At 66.4% G+C, this 4,479-nt stretch carries 3 protein-coding genes and 2 pseudogenes; 4 read left to right on the top strand and 1 reads right to left on the bottom strand.

What is annotated here, in order from left to right; all coding sequences use genetic code 11:
• The first annotated feature begins 65 nt into the window (after positions 1-65).
• Together Q4A20_RS14850 and Q4A20_RS14845 are read left to right on the top strand one after the other, a co-directional pair.
• Positions 66-1,304: a MalY/PatB family protein gene (locus tag Q4A20_RS14850; protein ID WP_303124161.1), complete on the top strand. Its 1,239-nt coding sequence runs from the start codon at positions 66-68 to the stop codon at positions 1,302-1,304.
• Between the two features lie 150 nt (positions 1,305-1,454).
• Positions 1,455-2,684 (top strand): PLP-dependent transferase, encoded by a 1,230-nt coding sequence (locus tag Q4A20_RS14845; RefSeq protein ID WP_303124159.1) that lies wholly within the window; start codon positions 1,455-1,457, stop codon positions 2,682-2,684.
• 246 nt (positions 2,685-2,930) lie between these two features.
• On the opposite strand, the pseudogene Q4A20_RS14840 reads toward Q4A20_RS14845, so the two are convergent.
• A pseudogene (locus Q4A20_RS14840) lies at positions 2,931-3,371 on the bottom strand (transposase family protein); the annotation flags it as partial.
• A gap of 266 nt (positions 3,372-3,637) precedes the next feature.
• Here Q4A20_RS14840 and Q4A20_RS15205 point away from each other — a divergent pair.
• Complete coding sequence (locus tag Q4A20_RS15205; protein WP_368502492.1) at positions 3,638-3,898, top strand: DDE-type integrase/transposase/recombinase; 261 nt, start codon at positions 3,638-3,640, stop codon at positions 3,896-3,898.
• A pseudogene (locus tag Q4A20_RS14835) lies at positions 3,886-4,074 on the top strand (integrase core domain-containing protein); the annotation flags it as partial. The gene Q4A20_RS15205 and the pseudogene Q4A20_RS14835, both read left to right, overlap by 13 nt.
• Between the last annotated feature and the right edge of the window lie 405 nt (positions 4,075-4,479).

Raw genomic sequence — 4,479 nt, 5'->3', positions numbered from 1 at the left:
CGCCGGACGCCGCGGGCACGCCGCCGGACGCCGTAATCGCACCCACCGTGCTCTCATACGACACCATCCCCGGCACCGCCGACATCGCCCCGCACGCCTCCGCCTCCCCCTTCGACGTGGTCCACGACCGCACCGGCACCGCCAGCCTCAAATGGGACTTCGCCGGGCAGCGCGGCCGTCCCGAGAACGCCCTGCCGCTGTGGGTCGCCGACATGGACCACGCCACCGCCCCCTGCGTCACCAACGCACTGCTGTGGCGGGTACGGCACGGCATCTTCGGTTACAGCGAGCCCGACGCCGCTTACGACGCGACCCTGGCCGCCTGGTTCGCCCGCCGCTACGACTGGCGCATCGACCCGGCCTGGAACGTCGTCACCCCCGGGGTGGTGCCTGCGCTGGCGACGGCGGTGCGCGCCTTCACCGAGCCCGGCGACGCCGTCGTCATTGAGGAGCCCGTCTACTACCCGTTCCGGGAGGTGGTCGAGCAGCAGGGGCGGGTGGTGGCTCCGGCCCCGCTGGTACGCGGCGCCGACGGCGTGTACCGCCGCGACCTGGACGCCCTGGAGGCCGTACTCGCCTCCTCCGGCGCCCGCCTGCTGATTCTGTGCAACCCGCACAACCCGGTGGGCCGGGTGTGGTCGCGCGCGGAACTGACCGAGCTGGCCCGGATCACCGGCCGCCACGGCACGCTCGTGGTCTCCGACGAGGTGCACGCCGACCTGGCCCTGCCCGGGCACCGCACCACCCCCTTCGCATCTCTGTCCGCCGACGCCGCGGCCCGCACCATCACCTGCACCTCACCGTCGAAGTCCTTCAATCTGGCCGGGCTGCAGGTGGCCAATATCCTCATTTCCGACGTCGGTCTGCGAGACCGCTTCCGTGCGGCTCTCGGCGCCGGCGGTTATTCCCAGCCCAATGTGCTGGGTCTGACGGCATGCCAGGCGGCGTACAAGTCCGGCGACGCCTGGCTCGACGCCCTGCGCGAGCACATTGATTATGCGCGCCGGCATGTGGTCCGCCGCCTGGAGCGGGTGCCCGGAATCGAGGTCTCCCCCTGCGAGGGCACCTACCTGCTGTGGCTGGACTGCACGGGTCTGCTTGAGGCCGCGGGCCTGGCGGCGGATGAGCTGGACGGCTTCATCACCGGCGAGGCCGGACTTTGGCTCGACGACGGCACCCTGTTCGGTACCGGCGGTGCGGGCTTCACCCGACTGAATATTGCCTGCCCGCGCGCCACTGTGGATGAGGCGCTGGACCGGCTGGAGATCGCCGTCCATGGCCTGCTCGCCCGCCCAGCGGCCTGACCCTCCTCCAGACCCGCCGCCCCTCCCGCCGAGTTCGGTAGAAGTTACGTGCCGAGGTCGGTCGATATAACTGTCAAGGACGCACCAGCAGTGCACCGCGTCGGCACTACGCCTCCGATCCATCCCACCCCCATCAGTCAGAAAGCTCCTATGTCCATCATCGATTCCACCCCCACGCAATCATCCAACGCTGTCCCCGGCGCCGCCGTCGACCTCTCCGGGTGTCGCACTGCGCCGATTCAGCACCACCCCAGCTGGACGGACTCTCCCGACCCGTGGCGGCTGGACACCGTCCTGGCGCATGTGGGCACCGACACCGACCCGGCCACCGGTGCCATTACGACGCCGATCCACTTGTCGACCGCCTTCGGGCATCCGAGTCTGGGGGCATCCACCGGTTATGACTACACGCGCACCGCCTCCCCCACCCGCGACGTCCTTCAGGACGCGTTGGCCCGGCTCGACGGCGGGACGGCCGGCTTCGCCCTGGCCTCCGGGATGGCGGCGGTGCAGCTGACGGTCGCCACGTTGGCGCCGTTCGGCTCGCGGATCGTGGCCCTGGAGGACTTGTATGGGGGCAGCTACCGGTTCCTGAAGTGCCTGGCCGACGACGGCGCCTACGAGGTGGACTTCGTGTTCGGTGAGGCCGGCCTGCGGGAGGCGCTGCGAAGTCCGGCATCCCTGGTGCTGATTGAAACCCCTACCAATCCGATGATGACCGAGGTGGACATTGCCCGGGTGGCCGAATGGGCGCATGCGGCCGGCGCCCTGCTGGCGGTGGACAACACCTTCTACACGCCGGTGATCTGCCGGCCGCTGGAGCTCGGGGCGGACGTGGCCGTCTATTCGGCCACGAAGTACCTGGCCGGGCACAACGACGTCATGGCGGGCGCCGTAGTCGTAGCGGATCGGGAGTTGGGCGAGCGGATCCAGTACCAGCTGAACACCACCGGGGCGACGCTAGGACCCTTCGACGCCTTCCTGCTGCTGCGCGGCCTGAAGACGCTGTCACTGCGCATGGAGCGGCACGAGGCGAACGCCCGGCGGGTGGCCGACTTTCTGCGCGACGATGCACGGGTTACACGAGTGCTGTATCCGGGGCGCTCGGGCATGGTGTCCTTCGAGCCGGCCGACGACGTCGACGTCGCCGCATTCCTACAGGCAGTACGGGTGCTCACCTTCGCCGAGTCTTTGGGCGGGGTGGAGTCGCTGGTGACCTGCCCGAGCGTGCAGACGCATGCGGACGTGCCGCCGTCCACTCGCGCCGCCTACGGGCTGACCGACCAGCTGCTGCGGCTGAGCGTGGGCATTGAGGACGCCGAGGACCTGGTCGCCGACCTGGACCAGGCGCTGGAGCGGGCGGCCCGACGGCGTGATTAGAGCAGCAAGGGCGCTAACGGCCGCACTAAGAGGGTTATTCATGGGGTGTATGTGAAGGTGAGGGCGAGTACGGTGGTGATGGTTGTTGGGAAGGTTTGTATGGGTCGGCGGTAGCCGGTGTGTAGGACGCGCCAGGTTTTGAGGTTGGCGATGGCCCGTTCGACCATGTAGCGGATGGATGGGGTTGACCGCGGTGTTGTAGGCCTTGTCGGTCTCGTGCAGGGGCTGTCCGGGTAACTTCTTGATGGGGGTGGTCATGCCCAGCCCGATATATCCCTTGTCGCCTATATGGAGGGCAGCGGTAGCGCCGTCGGGCAGGTGGTCGGGTGGGACGTCCAGCAGGCCGCTGGCCCGCAGCGCGGCGGCGTCATGCGTGGCTCCGAGTAGCGGGTCCGAAACCCAGGCGATCGCCCCGGAGGGAGTGCAGGCCACCTGCACGTTCAGCCCGGTGGTGCGGCACTTGCCCGAGAACAGGCCCGGGACACCCTTCCAGTCCCAGCACTCCAGCACGGTTCCGTCAATGATCAGGGTTTGGGTGGGATCCAGGTCCTCCACCGTCGCCACCGCCCGACCGAGGGCGTGGGCGATCAGGGTGGTGTAGGCGCCGATGATGCGGGAGGCGGTGGGCTGGGAGATGTCGAAGATCTCGGCCAGCAGCTCCTGGCTGATGTTGTGGCGCAGCGCCATCACGGTCAGCTTCACGCGCTGGTACAGGCCCAGGACCCGGCTGCCGGCCACCGGCAGATCCCCCTGGCTGTGCAAGACGGCGCACAGGTCAGTGAGCTGGTGGGGGTCGAGCTACGTGCCAGCGTTCATGGTGGCGGTCTGCTTTCTGAGAAGTTTGGACTATGACACCCAAAGCGTCTCAGGAACAGGCCGTCCTAACCCTTACCCTCTATGCGCGTGTCGCGAATCACCCACACCCCCTATGAATAACCCTCCCGGCGACGGTTTTGGATTGTTGTACGAAGAAGGTCGTCGGCTATGCGTTGGCCGATCATATGAGCACCAGCCTGGTGTGTGAGGCGATCGATATGGCGGTGCGCAACTGCAGGCCGACTCGTGGGGTGACGGTGTTTCATTCCGACCGCGAGTCGCAGTACACCTCCCAGGCCTTCGCCGACCACCTCAAACACTATGGGATTAGGCCGTCGGTGGGACGCAGGGGGTGTGCTGGGACAATGCATGAGCGGAGTCGTTCAACGCGACACTGAAGAATGAGCGTGTGCATCGTATGGTCTACCCCACCCGGAACAAGGCGATAAGGGATGTGGCGGCATGGATCGAGTTGACCTATAATCAAACACGGTTGCACTCGGGAATCGGATACCGCACACCCAACCAGTTCGAGCGAGAACTACAGCAGGCCGCCACCCCGAAAGCAGCCTGACAAACACACAACAACCAAGAGTCCAAAAAACACCCAGCACTCCACCTGGCCATAAGCCTCATCCACCTGACCTACGGCACCACACAATCCATCGCCTCAGCCAACCGGGCCATGACACGAAGACCCACCAAAGCCATCAAACTCCTAACAACCCCCTAACCACCCAACAACTTTGCCGACCCCCTGCCGCATGCCCACCACGATCCGCGACTCTCGCGGGCAGTTCCAGATAAGGCACCGAATCACCTTCGCGGGCACCTGAAATGAGTCTCGCCGCGGGGTTGTCTCATGCAGGTTAGATGTGATAAAATGTCTGGTGTCCGTATACCGATCGCACCTGACGCGCTACGCTAGTCCAACGCTGTACGCGACTGAGGTGGCAGTACTATGTCCAGTCTCACACCC

This window comes from Actinomyces sp., from assembly GCF_030530635.1.
Taxonomy (GTDB): domain Bacteria; phylum Actinomycetota; class Actinomycetes; order Actinomycetales; family Actinomycetaceae; genus Actinomyces.
The sequence above is the reverse complement of the archived record's forward strand: the minus strand, read 5'-3'. Positions and strand labels throughout refer to the sequence as shown.

Coding starts and splice junctions, on each gene's coding strand:
- Q4A20_RS14845 (WP_303124159.1), top strand. CDS start 1,455: ATGTCCATCATCGATTCCACCCCCACGCAATCATCCAACGCTGTCCCC.